The organism is Pseudomonas sp. ES3-33 (assembly GCF_000952175.1).
Taxonomy (GTDB): domain Bacteria; phylum Pseudomonadota; class Gammaproteobacteria; order Pseudomonadales; family Pseudomonadaceae; genus Aquipseudomonas; species Aquipseudomonas gregormendelii.
Window position 1 is genome coordinate 229,628 of the sequence record NZ_JZRI01000149.1, and the last position, 14,987, is coordinate 244,614.

Annotated in this window: 14 protein-coding genes; 7 read left to right on the forward strand and 7 right to left on the reverse strand. The window is 59.4% G+C overall.

Features of this window, described 5'->3' with window-relative positions; all coding sequences use genetic code 11:
- Nucleotides 1–59 precede the first annotated feature (59 nt).
- A complete protein-coding gene (locus UB23_RS25350; protein WP_045061988.1) occupies nt 60–2,510 on the reverse strand; it encodes a glycogen/starch/alpha-glucan phosphorylase in 2,451 nt (816 codons plus the stop codon).
- Between the two features lie 259 nt (nt 2,511–2,769).
- Here UB23_RS25350 and UB23_RS25355 point away from each other — a divergent pair, with 259 nt between their 5' ends.
- Entirely contained in the window at nt 2,770–3,210 is a 441-nt protein-coding gene (locus tag UB23_RS25355; protein ID WP_045062033.1) for a YkgJ family cysteine cluster protein, read from the forward strand.
- 173 nt (nt 3,211–3,383) lie between these two features.
- On the opposite strand, the gene typA is transcribed toward UB23_RS25355, so the two are convergent.
- Both typA and thiI read right to left on the reverse strand, forming a co-directional pair.
- Nucleotides 3,384–5,204 carry a translational GTPase TypA gene (gene typA, locus UB23_RS25360; RefSeq protein WP_045061989.1) on the reverse strand — a complete coding sequence of 607 codons (1,821 nt, stop codon included), beginning with the start codon at nt 5,202–5,204 and terminating at the stop codon, nt 3,384–3,386.
- Between the two features lie 139 nt (nt 5,205–5,343).
- Nucleotides 5,344–6,798: a tRNA uracil 4-sulfurtransferase ThiI gene (thiI, locus tag UB23_RS25365; protein WP_045061990.1), complete on the reverse strand. Its 1,455-nt coding sequence runs from the start codon at nt 6,796–6,798 to the stop codon at nt 5,344–5,346.
- Nucleotides 6,799–7,130: 332 nt separating this feature from the next.
- Between thiI and glnA the strand changes: the two genes are divergently transcribed.
- The 3 genes from glnA (at nt 7,131) to UB23_RS25380 (ending at nt 9,898) form a co-directional block, all read left to right on the forward strand.
- Nucleotides 7,131–8,537: a type I glutamate--ammonia ligase gene (glnA, locus tag UB23_RS25370; RefSeq protein ID WP_045061991.1), complete on the forward strand. Its 1,407-nt coding sequence runs from the start codon at nt 7,131–7,133 to the stop codon at nt 8,535–8,537.
- 231 nt (nt 8,538–8,768) lie between these two features.
- Entirely contained in the window at nt 8,769–9,278 is a 510-nt protein-coding gene (locus UB23_RS25375; protein ID WP_045061992.1) for a DUF4124 domain-containing protein, read from the forward strand.
- On the forward strand, nt 9,275–9,898 hold the full coding sequence (locus UB23_RS25380) for a DUF4124 domain-containing protein (RefSeq protein WP_045061993.1): 624 nt from the start codon (nt 9,275–9,277) through the stop codon (nt 9,896–9,898). Before UB23_RS25375 ends, UB23_RS25380 begins: the two co-directional genes overlap by 4 nt.
- A 33-nt stretch (nt 9,899–9,931) precedes the next feature.
- Here the strand turns inward: UB23_RS25380 and UB23_RS29835 are convergent, their stop codons facing one another.
- Nucleotides 9,932–10,105: a hypothetical protein gene (locus UB23_RS29835; RefSeq protein WP_160298072.1), complete on the reverse strand. Its 174-nt coding sequence runs from the start codon at nt 10,103–10,105 to the stop codon at nt 9,932–9,934.
- A gap of 23 nt (nt 10,106–10,128) precedes the next feature.
- Here UB23_RS29835 and glnL point away from each other — a divergent pair, with 23 nt between their 5' ends.
- Both glnL and ntrC read left to right on the forward strand, forming a co-directional pair.
- The gene (gene glnL / locus UB23_RS25385; RefSeq protein ID WP_045061994.1) at nt 10,129–11,214 is read left to right on the forward strand and encodes a nitrogen regulation protein NR(II); all 1,086 of its coding nucleotides are present in this window, start codon (nt 10,129–10,131) and stop codon (nt 11,212–11,214) included.
- Nucleotides 11,211–12,647, forward strand: coding sequence for a nitrogen regulation protein NR(I) (gene ntrC, locus UB23_RS25390; RefSeq protein WP_045061995.1), 1,437 nt, complete (start codon nt 11,211–11,213; stop codon nt 12,645–12,647). The genes glnL and ntrC overlap by 4 nt, the downstream gene beginning before the upstream one ends.
- Nucleotides 12,648–13,198: 551 nt before the next feature.
- On the opposite strand, the gene UB23_RS25395 is transcribed toward ntrC, so the two are convergent.
- Complete coding sequence (locus tag UB23_RS25395; RefSeq protein WP_045061996.1) at nt 13,199–13,639, reverse strand: hypothetical protein; 441 nt, start codon at nt 13,637–13,639, stop codon at nt 13,199–13,201.
- Between UB23_RS25395 and UB23_RS25400 the strand changes: the two genes are divergently transcribed.
- Nucleotides 13,638–14,093 carry a tRNA (cytidine(34)-2'-O)-methyltransferase gene (locus UB23_RS25400; RefSeq protein WP_007949025.1) on the forward strand — a complete coding sequence of 152 codons (456 nt, stop codon included), beginning with the start codon at nt 13,638–13,640 and terminating at the stop codon, nt 14,091–14,093. The two genes, UB23_RS25395 and UB23_RS25400, sit on opposite strands and share 2 nt — an antisense overlap.
- Nucleotides 14,094–14,201: 108 nt before the next feature.
- On the opposite strand, the gene secB is transcribed toward UB23_RS25400, so the two are convergent.
- Both secB and grxC read right to left on the reverse strand, forming a co-directional pair.
- The gene (secB, locus tag UB23_RS25405) at nt 14,202–14,693 is read right to left on the reverse strand and encodes a protein-export chaperone SecB (protein ID WP_045061997.1); all 492 of its coding nucleotides are present in this window, start codon (nt 14,691–14,693) and stop codon (nt 14,202–14,204) included.
- 39 nt (nt 14,694–14,732) lie between these two features.
- Nucleotides 14,733–14,987, reverse strand: a complete 255-nt coding sequence (grxC, locus tag UB23_RS25410; protein WP_045061998.1) for a glutaredoxin 3 — start codon at nt 14,985–14,987, stop codon at nt 14,733–14,735.

Consider the following 14,987-nt stretch of genomic DNA (forward strand, 5'->3'; position numbering starts at 1 on the left):
GTAGGCGCTGCCGAAGGCTGCGATCTTTTCGGCGCCATTATATCCAGCCGGGCGGCTACTTACTCCAACGCTTTCCAGATATCTGTGGCGTACTCGCGAATCGTCCGGTCGGACGAGAACCAGCCCATCCGCGAGGTGTTCAGCACCGCCGAACGCCACCATTCGTTGGAATCGTGCCAATGCGCTTCGACCCGCATCTGCGCGTCCCAGTAGGAGTCGAAATCGGCGCAGACCAGGAAGCGGTCGTAGTCGATCAGCGAATCGATAAAGCCCGCGTAACGGGATGGATCATCCGGCGAGAACACCCCACCGCGAATCGCCTGCAGCACATCGTTGAGTCGATGGGACGCTGCGATGTCCGGCGTCGCATTGAACTCGTGGTTCTGCTTGCGCGCTTCAACCTGCTGGGCACTGAGACCGAAGATAAACATGTGCTCGGCACCGATGCGCTCGCACATTTCCACGTTGGCACCGTCCAGGGTACCGATGGTCAGCGCGCCGTTCAGGCCGAACTTCATGTTGCTGGTACCCGACGCCTCGAAGCCCGCCGTGGAAATCTGCTCCGACAAGTCCGCCGCCGGAATAATACTTTCCGCCAGGCTGACGTTGTAGTTGGGCAGGAACACCACCTTGAGCAGACCGCGCACGGTCGGGTCGTTGTTGACCACACGGGCGATGTCGTTGGTCAGCTTGATGATCAACTTGGCCTGGTGATAACTGGCGGCCGCCTTGCCGGCGAAAATTTTCACCCGGGGTACCCAGTCGGTTTCCGGCTCGGCACGAATCGCCTGATAAAGCGCCACGGTGTGCAGCAGGTTGAGCAGCTGGCGTTTGTACTCGTGGATCCGCTTTACCTGCACGTCGAACATCGCCGCCGGGTTGACGGCGATACCCAGGCGCTCGTGAATGATGTAGGCCAGGGCCTTCTTGCTGTGCAGACGCTGCTCGGCGAACGCCTTGCGGAAGGCGGCTTTCTCGGCGAACGGTTCCAGCTCCAGCAAGCGTTCTTCCGGGTTGTCCAGCAGGTCCGGTCCCAGGGCATCCACCAGCATTGAAGTCAGCTCGGAGTTGGCCTGGTACAGCCAGCGGCGGAAGGTGATGCCGTTGGTCTTGTTGTTGATCCGCTCCGGGTACAGCTTGTGCAGCTCGGAGAACACGGTTTTGCGCATCAGCTGGGTGTGCAGGCCGGACACGCCATTGACGCTATGGGAACCGAGGAACGCCAGGTTGCCCATGCGCACGCGGCGGCCATTGTCTTCCTCGATCAGCGACACCGCGCGCAACACGTCGAAGTCGTGTATGCCCTTGGCCCGCAACGAGTCGATGTGCTGGGCGTTGATCAGGTAGATGATCTGCATGTGTCGCGGCAGCATGCGCTCCATCAGGCCGACCGGCCAGGTCTCCAGCGCCTCGGGCAGCAGCGTGTGGTTGGTGTACGAGAGCGTATCGACCGTCACCTGCCACGCAGCGTCCCATGCCACGTCATAGACGTCGACCAGTTGGCGCATCAGTTCGGCTACGGCGATCGATGGGTGCGTATCGTTGAGCTGGATCGCCGCGTGGTCACCCAGGGTCAGCACCGAGGTGTGCATGTTGCGGTGGCGGCGCAGCAGGTCCTGCAAGGAGGCGGCAACGAAAAAGTATTCCTGGCGCAAACGCAGTTCCTGACCGGCTTCGGTGCTGTCCGCCGGGTAAAGCACACGGGAAATACTTTCGGCCCGGGCAACCTCGGCAACGGCGCCCAGGTGGTCACCGGCGTTGAAGCGTTCCAGGTGCAGATCTTCCATGGCGCGGGCGCGCCACAGCCGCAGAGTGTTGACGCTCGCCCCGCGCCAGCCGACAACCGGGGTGTCGTAGGCAATGGCGCGAACGGTTTCCACGGGTGTCCAGACCTGCTTGGTCTTGCCGTTCTCGTCAGTGACGGTCTCGACACTGCCACCAAAGCCGATCGGGTAAACCACCTCCGGGCGCTCGAACTCCCACGGGTTGCCGAAGTCCAGCCAATGCTCGGTTTGCTCCTGCTGCCAGCCATCCACGATGGCCTGGCGGAACAAACCATGCTCGTAACGAATTCCGTAGCCATGGCCGGCGATGCCGAGCGTCGACATGCTTTCCATGAAGCACGCGGCCAGGCGCCCGAGGCCGCCGTTACCCAGCGCCGCGTCAGGCTCCAGCAGGCGGATACGCTCAAGGTCGACACCCAGCTCGGTCAGCGCTTCGCGCGCAACATCAAGCAGGCCGAGGTTGCTCAGGCTGTCATAGAGCAGACGGCCGATGAGGAATTCCAGCGAGAGGTAATAAACACGCTTCTGGCCTTTACGGTAGATCTGCCGGGTGTGATCCATCCAGTGCTCGACCATGTGATCGCGCGCCGCCAAGGCAATGGCTTCGAACCAGTCGTGGTCGAAGGCGTGATCCGGGTCTTTGCCCACCGCGTAGGTGAGTTTGGTCAAGACGGCGTCGCGGAATGCGGCCACCTCTGCTTCGCGAACAAGTGGTTCTTGAGTCATCGATAAGACCTCGAGCGAGCGTGGAGTAGTTGAGCCTAGACGGTCTGACAGGCCGTGGAGAGTCTGGTTCGGCAGTTTTTCCCGTTAGTGCGAGATAGGTCGACATTACCTTGTCGTATGCCGGAAAGAATGCAGGGCCCGTGCCGGATTACCGAAGCCGATGAGCCGCGCTGGAAAAAAACTGGCGAAAGGTTGTTCAAAAATCCACCAGTCCCGGTATGATCGCGCGCCCTGATGCACACGCTGGTAACAACCGATGATGAAACCCAACCTGATCGCCGCTGCGGAGATCGATCGCCTCGATACCTGGGCCAAGTATTCTGCACCGATGTGCGGCTCTTGTGTGTCCAGCTGCTGCACCCTGCCGGTCGAGGTCAAGATCAAGGACCTGATCCGGATCGGCATCGTCGACGAATTCGAGCGCGGCGAGCCGGCGAAGAACATTGCCAAGCGTCTGCAGAAGGAAGGGATCGTCGAGCGCTACAGCCAGAAGACCGAGATCTTCACCCTCCAGCGCATGAGCAACAACGATTGCCTGTACCTGGATCGTAAGAGCCGTCTGTGCACTATTTATGAAAAGCGCCCGGATACTTGCCGCAATCACCCCAAGATCGGGCCGCGGCCGGGATATTGCGCTTACAAGCCCAAGGAAGTGGTGCGCGAGACCAGTAGCAGCCGTCGCACCCTCGAGAAATTCTAACGCCGAAAAGATCGCAGCCTCGTTTCACTCGACAGCTCCTACAGGGTTATGTGTACGCCTGTAGGAGCTGTCGAGTGAAACGAGGCTGCGATCTTTTGATTTTTTCTCCAGACAAAACAAAAACGCCCCCGATCTCGCGATCGGGGGCATTTTTTGTCTGCTAACTAAATGACTTAGTTACCGGACTTCTTGGCAGCGCGGGTACGCTCGCTTTCGCCCAGGATCTTCTTACGAAGACGGATGGACTTAGGAGTGACTTCGCACAATTCGTCTTCTTGAACGAATTCCAGAGCTTGTTCCAGGGTGAAACGGATAGGCGGAACCAGAGCGATAGTTTCGTCTTTACCCGAAGCACGCATGTTGTCGAGCTTCTTGCCTTTGGTTGGGTTGACGCCCAGGTCGTTGTCGCGGCTGTTGATGCCGACGATTTGACCTTCGTACACGTCTTCACCGTGACCCAGGAACAGTTTGCCGCGAGCTTGCAGGGTTTCCAGCGAGTAAGTCAGAGCCTTACCGGTAGCAACCGAAACCAGCACGCCGTTTTGACGGCCGGACATGTCGCCGGACTTCATCACGTCGTAACGGTCGAAGATCGAGGTCAGGATGCCTGCACCGGAGGTCAGGGTCAGGAACTCGTTACGGAAACCGATCAGGCCACGTGCCGGGATGTTGTACTCAAGGCGCACACGGCCCTTGCCATCCGGAACCATGTTGGTCAGGTCGCCTTTACGGATACCGATCTGCTCCATGATCGAACCTTGCGATTCTTCCGGCAGGTCGATGGTCACGTTTTCGTACGGTTCGTGCTTCACGCCGTCAACCATGCGGATGATCACTTCCGGACGACCAACACCCATTTCGAAGCCTTCGCGACGCATGGTTTCGATCAGTACGGACAAGTGCAGCTCACCACGGCCGGAGACCTTGAACTTGTCGGCGGTGTCGCCTTCTTCAACGCGCAGGGCAACGTTGTAGAGCAGTTCCTTGTCCAGACGTTCTTTGATGTTACGGCTGGTGACGAACTTGCCTTCACGGCCGCAGAACGGCGAGTCGTTAACCTGGAAGGTCATCGAAACGGTTGGTTCATCAACGGTCAGCGGCTTCATCGCTTCAACGTTCTGTGGGTCGCACAGGGTGTCGGAGATGAACAGCGACTCGAAGCCGCTGATGCAGACGATGTCGCCGGCAGCTGCTTCTTCAACGTCAACGCGGTGCAGACCGTGGTGACCCATCAGTTTCAGGATACGGCCGTTACGGCGCTTGCCGTCAGCGTCGATCGCAACAACCTGGGTGTTCGGCTTGACGCGACCACGAGCGATACGGCCAACGCCGATAATGCCCAGGAAGCTGTTGTAGTCCAGTGCCGAGATTTGCATCTGGAACGGGCCGTCACGGTCAACTTGCGGTGCTGGTACGTTGTCGACGATCGACTGGTACAGCGGAGTCATGTCTTCAGCCATGTCGGTGTGATCCAGACCGGCAATGCCGTTCAGGGCCGAGGCGTAGACGACTTTGAAGTCCAGCTGTTCTTCGGTGGCACCGAGGTTGTCGAACAGGTCGAAGATCTGGTCCAGAACCCAGTCCGGACGTGCGCCTGGACGGTCAACCTTGTTGATGACCACGATCGGACGCAGGCCGGCTTCGAAAGCCTTCTTGGTCACGAAACGGGTTTGCGGCATAGGGCCGTCTTGAGCGTCAACCAGCAGCAGAACGGAGTCAACCATCGACATTACGCGTTCAACTTCGCCGCCGAAGTCGGCGTGGCCCGGGGTGTCCACGATGTTGATGTGGTAGCCGTTCCAGTTGATGGCGGTGTTTTTCGCCAGAATGGTAATACCGCGCTCTTTCTCCTGGTCGTTGGAGTCCATCACGCGCTCGTCGTTGAGCTCGTTGCGCTCCAGGGTGCCGGATTGACGCAAGAGTTTGTCTACCAAGGTGGTTTTACCATGGTCAACGTGAGCAATGATGGCGATGTTGCGTAGATTTTCGATCACTTGTGTATCTCGATCAGAGGATTCGGTGTGCTGACAAGTCTTGGCAGCGATTAACAGTAGAGTCAGGCCTTGCCGTTACAGCTTGACGGCAGAGTCGGGGGGCCGGTGACGCAGGCCACAGGCAAACAGCCCCGGGCTCTTAGCTCGGTCGATAAACGCGCACATTGGCATGCCCCTCACTGAGCAAATGGTGGGCATGCAGGCGACTCATCACGCCTTTGTCGCAATACAGCAGGTACTGGCGAGTAGGGTCCAGTTCCTTGAAACGAGCGTTCAATGCATAAAACGGCATCGTTTGTACCTCAATGCCCGCGAGGTCCAGCGGCTCGTCTTCAGCGGCATCCGGATGACGGATGTCGATGACGATCTGACCTGCCAGTGCTTCGCCGACTTCTTCGATTTGCAAGTCCTGGCCCAATTCGTCGATCACGCGATCGATCGGTACCAGCTTGGCGTTCTCAAGCGCACGCTCGAGAACCGCCATGTCGAATTCTTTCTCTTCGTGCTCCACGCGCGGACGCTTGGCGTGGGTCTTGGGGTTCACCGAGATGACCCCGCAATATTCCGGCATGTGCTTGGCGAAATCGGCCGTGCCGATTTCGTTGGCCAGATCGATGATGTCCTGCTTGTGGCTGGCGATCAGCGGTCGCAAGACCAGCTTGTCAGTCACGCAGTCGATCACGGACAGGTTCGGCAGCGTCTGGCTCGACACCTGGGAAATCGCTTCACCGGTGACCAGCGCCTCGATCTCCAGCCGATCGGCAATACGGGAAGCAGCGCGCAACATCATACGCTTCAAAACTACGCCCATATGACTGTTATCGACTTTCCCGAGAATTTCTCCCAGTACTTCCTCGAACGGCACACTGACAAATAACACGCGTTGGGAGCTGCCGTACTTCTTCCAGATGAAGTGCGCGACCTCCATCACCCCCAATTCATGGGCCCGCCCGCCCAGGTTGAAGAAGCAGAAATGGCTCATCAGCCCGCGGCGCATGATCTGGTAGGCGGCCACCGTTGAATCGAAGCCACCGGACATCAGCACAAGCGTCTGCTCCAGGGCACCCAGCGGATAACCGCCGATGCTGTTGTGCTGGTTGTGGATCACGAACAACCGTTTGTCGCGAATTTCGAGACGAACTTCGATTTGCGGCTCTTTCAGCGAGATTCCGGCGGCGCCGCATTGACGACGCAGCTGGCTGCCGACGTATTTCTCGACATCCATGGAACTGAATTCATGCTTGCCGGCGCGCTTGCAGCGCACCGAAAAAATCTTCCCGGCCAGGGCGTCACCGAAGTGCAGCTTGCACTTGGCAACGATGTCGTCGAAGTCACCCAATGGGTACTCGTCGACCTGCAGGAAATGCGCAATGCCCGGCATGCAGCTCAGGCGCTCGGTCATCTCCTTCAGGGCCTTGGGCTCGCTAACGCGGGTTTCCAGCTCGAGATTGTCCCACACACCGTTCACCACCACGGCCGGGTCCAGGTCGCGGAGCACGGTGCGGATGTTCTTGGCCAACTGGCGGATGAAACGCATCCGTACCGGGCGGCTCTTGATGGTGATCTCGGGGAAGACTTTTACGATTAGTTTCATGAAAACAGCGCGCGCTGGGCCAGCCGAAAAAGGGGGGCGCGGATTATAGCGGAAATTGCTCAAGGTTTAACCAGTTAATATGCAGAACCTTCGACGCGCACCAAAACGGGTCATTTGTGTGATTATGCGCCACATAACGGGGCGAGTTTTGCCGTTTCTGAACGCCATACATCTATATAAGCGTGAATTTGGGGCGAAAAACCCATGCTGGGGCACTGGCATGCAATTTGCTCCCTTGTGAGGCAGGTTGCCTTGGCAGAGTATTCGCGCCGGCATCACCCACATTCCAAGGGCCATCCACTACCAAAGCCCGAAGCCACCCGGAGGACACTATGTCGAAGTCGGTTCAACTCATCAAAGATCATGACGTCAAGTGGATTGATCTGCGCTTCACAGACACCAAAGGCACTCAGCACCACGTGACCATGCCGGCTCGCGACGCGCTGGATGAAGCTTTCTTCGAAGAAGGCAAAATGTTCGACGGTTCCTCCATCGCTGGCTGGAAAGGCATCGAAGCCTCCGACATGATCCTGCTGCCAGACGACAGCACGGCCGTTCTCGACCCGTTCACCGAAGACCCAACGCTGATCCTGGTCTGCAACGTGATCGACCCGTCGACCATGCAAGGCTATGACCGCGACCCGCGCGCCATCGCCCACCGCGCCGAGGAATACCTGAAGTCGACCGGTATCGGCGACACCGTATTCGTTGGCCCGGAGCCAGAGTTCTTCATCTTCGACCAAGTGAAGTTCAAGTCCGACATCTCCGGCTCGATGTTCAAGATTTACTCCGAGCAAGGTTCGTGGATGTCCGACCAGGACATCGAAGGCGGCAACCATGGCCACCGTCCAGGTATCAAAGGCGGCTACTTCCCGGTTCCACCGTTCGACCACGACCACGAAATCCGTACCTCCATGTGCAACGCCATGGAAGAAATGGGCCTGACCATCGAAGTTCACCACCACGAAGTGGCGACTGCCGGCCAGAACGAAATCGGTGTGAAGTTCAACACCCTGGTGGCCAAGGCTGACGAAGTTCAGACCCTGAAGTACTGCGTACACAACGTTGCTGTCGCCTACGGCCGCACCGCGACCTTCATGCCTAAGCCACTGTACGGCGATAACGGCTCGGGTATGCACGTTCACCTGTCCATCGCCAAAGATGGCAAGAACACCTTCGCAGGTGAAGGCTATGCCGGCCTGTCCGACACCGCCCTGTACTTCATCGGCGGCATCATCAAGCACGGTAAGGCCCTGAACGGCTTCACCAACCCGTCGACCAACTCCTACAAGCGTCTGGTCCCAGGTTTCGAAGCACCGGTCATGCTGGCCTACTCGGCTCGCAACCGTTCCGCTTCGATCCGTATTCCTTACGTGTCGAGCCCGCGCGCTCGCCGTATCGAAGCCCGCTTCCCGGATCCAGCAGCCAACCCGTACCTGGGCTTCGCTGCACTGTTGATGGCTGGCCTGGACGGCATCCAGAACAAGATCCACCCTGGCGACGCAGCTGACAAAAACCTGTACGACCTGCCGCCTGAAGAGGCCAAAGAGATCCCACAAGTTTGCGGCAGCCTGAAAGAAGCCCTGGAAGAGCTGGACAAAGGTCGCGCGTTCCTGACCAAAGGCGGCGTGTTCTCCGACGACTTCATCGACGCTTACATCGCTCTGAAAAGCGAAGAAGAAATCAAGGTCCGCACCTTCGTACACCCACTGGAATACGAGCTGTACTACAGCTGCTGATCCGGTAGCGCCAGCACTCGCGGCGTGACAAAAAGAGGCCTCCTTCGGGAGGCTTTTTTTATGCGTACAAGATCAAAAGATCGCAGCCTTCGGCAGCGCCCACAGGCGCGTAGGAGCTGCCGAAGGCTGCGATCTTTGCTACTGCTTTTCATACCGAAATATTAACGACTTGGGTCAAGCGCCAGCCCTGACCTATGCTGCACCCCAACGCCTTCGCTTCTGGTCGATTTTATGGGTCGTGTTTTTTTACTGTTGTTGCTGCTGATCGCCCTGCCCGCTGCAGCGCAGATCTACAAGTACACCGACGCCAACGGCAACACCGCCTACAGCAACCAACCGCCCGATGGCGTCGTGGCGCAGCCGGTCGAGCTACCTCCGCTAAACAGCGTCGAATCACAAGCACCTGCTGCGCCGCCTGTTGACGCCGTAACTGACGAACAGCCGAGTAGCGCATACGAAGTGCTGGAATTGACCAACCTGCCCACCAGCGAAGCGTTACGCGCCAACAACGGCACATTCACCGTGAACGTGTTGATCAAGCCGCGCCTGCGGGGCCCGCATCTGTTCCGGCTGCTGCTGGATGAACAGCCCTACGGCCAGCCTGGCAACGTGCCAGTCCTGCAGTTGGTAAACATCGATCGTGGCACCCACAGCCTGGCGGTACAGGTGATCAGCGGGGACAACGTCGTGCAGCAAAGCCCGACCGTGACCTTCACCGTGCAGCGAGTGCACAAGCCTTGAAAGGGTGGCTGTTGGCCGGACTGCTGCTGGTTGCGCTGCCCGCGCCGGCCGAAATATTTACCTACGTCGATGCCCAGGGCAATCGGGTCTTCACCGATCAGCCCGGCTCCGGCAACGCCAAGCGCGTACCGCTGGCGCCGGGTAATCGCATGTCCGCCAATCCGGGCAGCGCCAAACCGGCGACCCCCAGACCACAAGCCGAAGCCCCCCCTCTTTATCGCTACGACCTGCTGAGGGTGCTGGTACCCGAACCTGACGCCACGCTGCGCAGCAGCGCCGGTGAACTGATCGTCAGTGTGACCAGCGAGCCCGGCCTGCAACGGGGTCACCGCTACCGCCTGCTGCTGGACGGCAAACCCACCGCCGAACCCGGCCTCAGCCCGGTCTTTGCCCTGACCAATGTCGACCGCGGCAGCCACAACCTGTCCGTTGAAATCCTCGACCAGCAAGGCCGCACAGTAGAGCGCACCGCCAATCAACCCTTTCACATGCTGCGAATTTCCCTTGCCCAGAAACGCCAGGTCAAACCCTGCGCCCTTTCCGACTTCGGCCAGCGCCCGGAGTGCCCGCTCAAGGACAAACCCGAAGAGGAAAAAAATCCCTTCCTGAAGTTCTTTTAACCCTCAGCCTGCTTGCGCACTATATTGGTGCGCCTAGAGGCGCACTACCCAGTTCTCATCCCATTTTGGTTCGAAACTACCCGTCGAAGCTGGCAAAACGCCACGCAAAAGAGCGTCAAACGCCTGTTTCAGGCGATCGACGCTTCTTTTCAGAGCCTTGGTTTGGTTTTTGCATTTTCCAGTAACAAACGCTTTTTTCTTGCGCACGCCCTGCTCCAAAAGAGGTCCTGATGACCATTAGCGACGCACTGCACCGCTTGCTGCTCGACAACCTGACTACCGCCACCATCCTGCTCGACGCGCAGCTGCGCCTGGAGTACATGAACCCGGCGGCAGAAATGCTCCTGGCAATCAGCGGGCAGCGCAGTCACGGGCAATTCATCAGTGAATTGTTCACCGAATCCACCGAAGCGCTGAATTCCCTGCGCCAGGCTGTTGAACAGGCTCACCCTTTCACCAAGCGTGAAGCGATGCTTACTGCCCTCACCGGCCAGACCCTGACTGTCGACTACGCAGTGACGCCGATCCTCTCCAACGGCGACACCCTGCTGCTGCTCGAGGTCCACCCGCGCGATCGCCTGTTGCGCATCACCAAGGAAGAGGCACAGCTGTCGAAACAGGAGACCAGCAAGATGCTGGTGCGTGGCCTGGCGCACGAGATCAAGAACCCGCTGGGCGGGATTCGTGGCGCAGCGCAACTGCTGGCCCGTGAACTGCCCGAAGAAAGCCTTCGCGATTACACCAACGTGATCATCGAAGAAGCCGATCGCCTGCGAAACCTGGTGGATCGCATGCTCGGCTCGAACAAGCTGCCATCGCTGGCCATGTGCAACATTCACGAAGTGCTCGAGCGGGTCTGCCATCTGGTGGAAGCCGAAAGCCAGGGTTGCATCAACCTGGTGCGCGACTATGACCCAAGCATTCCCGATGTCCTGATTGATCGTGAGCAGATGATTCAGGCGGTATTGAACATCGTGCGCAATGCGATGCAGGCCATCAGCAGCCAGAATGAGCTGCGCCTTGGCCGCATCAGCCTGCGCACCCGGGCCATGCGCCAGTTCACCATCGGCCACGTGCGTCACCGCCTGGTCACCAAGATCGAGATCATCGACAACGGTCCAGGCATACCGGCGGAACTTCAGGAAACCATCTTCTTTCCCATGGTCAGCGGCCGCCCGGACGGTACCGGGCTGGGCCTGGCCATTACCCAGAACATCATCAGCCAGCACCAGGGCCTGATCGAGTGTGACAGCCACCCAGGCCACACCACCTTCTCGATCTTTCTGCCACTGGAACAAGGAGCCACATCGACATGAGCCGTAGTGAAACCGTGTGGATCGTCGATGACGACCGTTCTATCCGTTGGGTCCTGGAAAAAGCCTTGCAGCAGGAAGGCATGACCACGCAAAGCTTCGACAGCGCCGATGGCGTGATGAGCCGCCTGGCGCGCCAGCAGCCGGACGTGATCATCTCTGACATTCGCATGCCCGGCGCCAGCGGTCTGGACCTTCTGGCGCGGATTCGCGAACAGCACCCACGGCTGCCAGTGATCATCATGACCGCTCACTCCGATCTGGACAGCGCTGTCGCGTCCTATCAGGGCGGCGCGTTCGAGTACCTGCCAAAACCGTTCGACGTCGACGAAGCCGTATCGCTGGTCAAGCGGGCGAACCAGCACGCCCAGGAGCAGCAAGGTCTTGAAGTCGTCCCGACCCTGACCCGCACTCCGGAGATCATCGGCGAAGCGCCGGCGATGCAGGAAGTGTTTCGCGCCATTGGACGCTTGAGCCACTCCAACATCACCGTGCTGATCAACGGCGAATCGGGCACCGGCAAGGAACTGGTCGCCCACGCCCTGCATCGTCACAGCCCACGGGCAGCCTCGCCGTTCATCGCGCTGAACATGGCGGCAATCCCCAAGGACCTCATGGAATCCGAGTTGTTCGGCCATGAGAAAGGCGCCTTCACCGGCGCCGCCAACCTGCGTCGCGGGCGTTTCGAACAGGCAGATGGCGGCACGCTGTTCCTCGATGAAATCGGTGACATGCCGGCAGACACCCAGACTCGCCTGCTGCGGGTCCTGGCCGACGGCGAGTTTTATCGGGTAGGGGGTCACACCCCGGTCAAGGTGGATGTACGAATCATCGCCGCGACTCACCAGAATCTGGAAACCCTGGTGCACGCGGGTAAATTCCGCGAAGACTTGTTCCACCGCCTCAACGTCATCCGCATCCACATTCCACGACTGTCGGACCGTCGCGAAGACATCCCGACCCTGGCCAAACACTTCCTTGCCCGCGCAGCCCAGGAACTGGCAGTGGAGCCCAAGCTGCTCAAGAGCGAGACCGAGGAGTACCTGAAGAACCTGCCGTGGGGCGGCAACGTGCGTCAGCTGGAGAATACCTGCCGCTGGATTACAGTGATGGCTTCCGGTCGCGAAGTGCACATCAGCGACCTGCCGCCGGAACTGTTGAACCTGCCTCAGGATTCGGCCCCGGTGACCAACTGGGAGCAGGCGCTGCGCCAGTGGGCAGACCAGGCGTTGGCCCGTGGCCAGTCGAGCCTGCTCGACAGCGCGGTGCCGGCGTTTGAACGGATCATGATCGAGACCGCCCTCAAGCACACCGCTGGCCGCCGGCGTGATGCCGCGGTGTTGCTGGGCTGGGGGCGCAACACCCTGACTCGCAAGATCAAGGAATTGGGGATGAAGGTTGATGGTGGGGATGATGATGAGGGGGAAGAGGGCTAAATACCCTATAAATCATCGTCGCTACATAGATCCATTCGCGGGCAAGCCCGCTCCCACAGTGAATCCGGTGTTTTCACGATTGCGTGAACAACACTGGACCCTGTGGGAGCGGGCTTGCCCGCGATGCTTTTGGCGCCATCGTGCACCGACTGAATGCACCGTGAACCGCAATCGCGCACAAATGCTGATTTAAAACCCCGCCTGCTTTCGCAATCGAACCCTGACCGAAAAAACACGAAAGCCCCGGAATACGGGGCTTTCGACGTTTCAATGGGACTTTCTGTTTCAACTTGTTAAAAACTGGCACGCCCCCTGCAATAGTCCATTCAGTGAATCAGTTCACTACCCAGTTTCGGGGACCTTGGTACAGGCAGGCCGGGGATTCCCCTCTTTACACCGGGCTCACACCGCACAAGCGACGAGCCCAACCAGTTTTGGGGCCCTTGATACAGGCAGGTCAGGGGTTCCTTCTTTACACCGGGCTCACGTCGTCATGCGCGAGCCCTCCCGTTTCGGGAACCTTGGTACAGGCAGGCCGGGGATTCCCTCTTTTATTGCTCCCGGAGATGGATCTCCAGCCGCCAGCGGTCATCGACCTCGCTACCCGCCCACTCGCCCAGCAATGGCCGGGCAGCCACCACGGTCAGCAACAATCCCCCATCACTCAAACGCACTCGCCAGTTCGCGCTTTTATCATTGAGCTTGAGCTGCCCTTTCTGCGCCTTGCCTTCGGCCGCGAACAGCAGCGCAAGGCTGCCGTCGACGATCTCGCCATGGGTCTTGGGTTCGTTGCTGAACCACACGACCAATCCGTCACTCGTCACCTCGACCTGCTGCAGTTCACTGGGGTCGGGTGTGGTCAGGCGGCCAATCATCAGCCCGACCATGACACCGACTATCGCCAAAGAACCCATCACGCGCGGGAATAGTTTCGAACGCCGATCCTCGGGCGGCGTAGAATGCCGGTCATCTTTATCTTCGGAGCCGTGCATGTTTCACGTCATCCTCTTCCAACCAGAAATTCCGCCGAATACCGGCAACGTTATCAGGCTGTGCGCCAACAGTGGCTGCCACCTGCATTTGATCGAGCCGCTGGGCTTCGAGATGGACGACAAGCGTCTGCGCAGGGCGGGCCTCGACTACCACGAGTATGCCACCCTGCAACGTCACGCCGACCTCGCCAGCTGCCTGGAAAGCCTCGGTCACCCGCGCCTGTTCGCCTTCACCACCAAGGGCTCGCGGCCGTTCCATGATGCGAGCTTCGCCGAGGGCGACGCCTTCCTGTTCGGTCCGGAGAGCCGGGGCCTGCCGGCCGAGGTGCTGGACGCCCTGCCCGGCGAGCAACGCCTTCGGTTACCGATGCGCGAAGGCTGCCGCAGCCTGAACCTGTCGAATACCGTGGCCGTGGCCGTGTACGAAGGCTGGCGCCAGCTCGGCTTCAAGTAACCCGAAGATTATTTTCGCCTGACAGAAACAATCGCGGGCAAGCCCGCTCCCACAGGTTTTGCTCAATCCTGTGGGAGCGGGCTTGCCCGCGATTTGCAGCAGCGCCGCTTATTGAACCGTCGGAGTCTCGCCAGCTGCCTGCATGCGTTGCAGCTCTTGCGCGTACAGCGCATCGAAGTTCACCGGGGCCAGCATCAGGGCCGGGAACGAGCCGCGGGTTACCAGGCTGTCCAGGGTTTCGCGAGCGTACGGGAACAGGATGTTCGGGCAGAACGCACCCAGGGTGTGGCTCATCGAAGCGTCGTCCAGGTTCTTGATCAGGAAGATCCCGGCCTGTTGCACTTCAGCGATGAAGGCGACTTCGCCGCTCTCACCGTTCTTCACGGTCACCGACAAGGTCAGCACGACTTCGTGGAAGTCACCTTCCAGGGCCTTCTGGCGGGTGTTCAGATCCAGACCGACGCTCGGCTCCCACTGCTGGCGGAAGATCGCCGGGCTTTTCGGGGCTTCGAAGGACAAGTCACGTACATAGATGCGCTGCAAGGAGAATTGCGGTGCGGTTTCTTCTTCGCTAGCTGCAGTGTTCTGTTGGTCAGTCATCTCAGATCCTTTCTGATCTTGGGTCTTATAGGGAAGGCGTCAGGCCTTGAGCAGGGCGTCGAGCTTGCCGGCGCGCTCAAGGGCAAACAAATCATCACAGCCACCGATGTGGCGCTCGCCGATCCAGATCTGCGGGACGGAGGTCCGCCCGGCTTTCTGGGCCATGGCGGCGCGCACCTGCGGCTTGCCATCGACCTTGATCTCTTCGAAGGCCACGCCTTTGTTCTCGAGCAGGTACTTGGCTCGCGAGCAGTAAGGGCAGTAATCGCTGGAATAGACGACGACGTTGCTCAT

Coding starts and splice junctions, on each gene's coding strand:
- UB23_RS25400 (WP_007949025.1), top strand. CDS start 13,638: ATGTTTCACGTCATCCTCTTCCAACCAGAAATTCCGCCGAATACCGGC.
- glnA (WP_045061991.1), top strand. CDS start 7,131: ATGTCGAAGTCGGTTCAACTCATCAAAGATCATGACGTCAAGTGGATT.
- UB23_RS25395 (WP_045061996.1), bottom strand. CDS start 13,639: ATGCACGGCTCCGAAGATAAAGATGACCGGCATTCTACGCCGCCCGAG.
- ntrC (WP_045061995.1), top strand. CDS start 11,211: ATGAGCCGTAGTGAAACCGTGTGGATCGTCGATGACGACCGTTCTATC.
- secB (WP_045061997.1), bottom strand. CDS start 14,693: ATGACTGACCAACAGAACACTGCAGCTAGCGAAGAAGAAACCGCACCG.
- glnL (WP_045061994.1), top strand. CDS start 10,129: ATGACCATTAGCGACGCACTGCACCGCTTGCTGCTCGACAACCTGACT.
- grxC (WP_045061998.1), bottom strand. CDS start 14,987: ATGAGCAACGTCGTCGTCTATTCCAGCGATTACTGCCCTTACTGCTCG.
- thiI (WP_045061990.1), bottom strand. CDS start 6,798: ATGAAACTAATCGTAAAAGTCTTCCCCGAGATCACCATCAAGAGCCGC.
- UB23_RS25355 (WP_045062033.1), top strand. CDS start 2,770: ATGAAACCCAACCTGATCGCCGCTGCGGAGATCGATCGCCTCGATACC.
- UB23_RS25375 (WP_045061992.1), top strand. CDS start 8,769: ATGGGTCGTGTTTTTTTACTGTTGTTGCTGCTGATCGCCCTGCCCGCT.
- UB23_RS25350 (WP_045061988.1), bottom strand. CDS start 2,510: ATGACTCAAGAACCACTTGTTCGCGAAGCAGAGGTGGCCGCATTCCGC.